At 48.0% G+C, this 537-nt stretch carries 1 protein-coding gene; it reads left to right on the top strand.

All coding sequences use genetic code 11. The features are described from left to right. Positions 1–34 precede the first annotated feature (34 nt). Positions 35–537 (top strand): DUF1774 domain-containing protein (locus H9Y04_RS49315; RefSeq protein ID WP_187820195.1); only part of this gene is annotated, 503 nt, incomplete at its 3' end.

The raw sequence follows: 537 nt of genomic DNA, 5'->3' as shown, positions 1-537 counted from the left end.
GAGAAAGGTGGGATGGCATTTCACTCTTTTCAACGTGGGCCACTTTTTGTGGTCAATTTTGTTTGCTCGCAAGCATTTTGTGTGGAGTGAAATCGTATTGATCCTCAACTTTTTCAACATCTTGTCATTGTATGCCACTCACAAAACTTATTCGATCAAGCCATTGAAGGTTTGGGCATTGATCCATCTTCCAACCGCAGCACTCCCCTTCTCGTGGTTGTTGCTCGCAATCTTCTGGAACGGAGCAGTTATGTTCCACGTCCACAAGTTTGTGGGCCGTGTGGTGAGCAATGTGCTTATTTGGGACTTTTTGCTTGCTCCCGGCTTGTTGTTGGTGGCCTATAACGATTGGGGTGTCGGATTCAGTTCTGCCGCACTCATGTTTGGGTTGGGTTTGGGCCAATTTTTCACCAAGGTTTTCGCTTTGCAATGGATTTTCGCCTTTGTGATTGCCGGCGTGTTGTTTGTGTTGAGTGCAATTGCTGCCATCACCGGCTCATTGGGCACCTCCAGAGCCGTTGTTGACGAAGAAGCCCC

Source organism: Streptomyces polyasparticus, from assembly GCF_014493765.1.
Classification (GTDB): Bacteria; Actinomycetota; Actinomycetes; order Streptomycetales; family Streptomycetaceae; genus Streptomyces; species Streptomyces polyasparticus.
The sequence above is the reverse complement of the archived record's forward strand: the minus strand, read 5'-3'. Positions and strand labels throughout refer to the sequence as shown.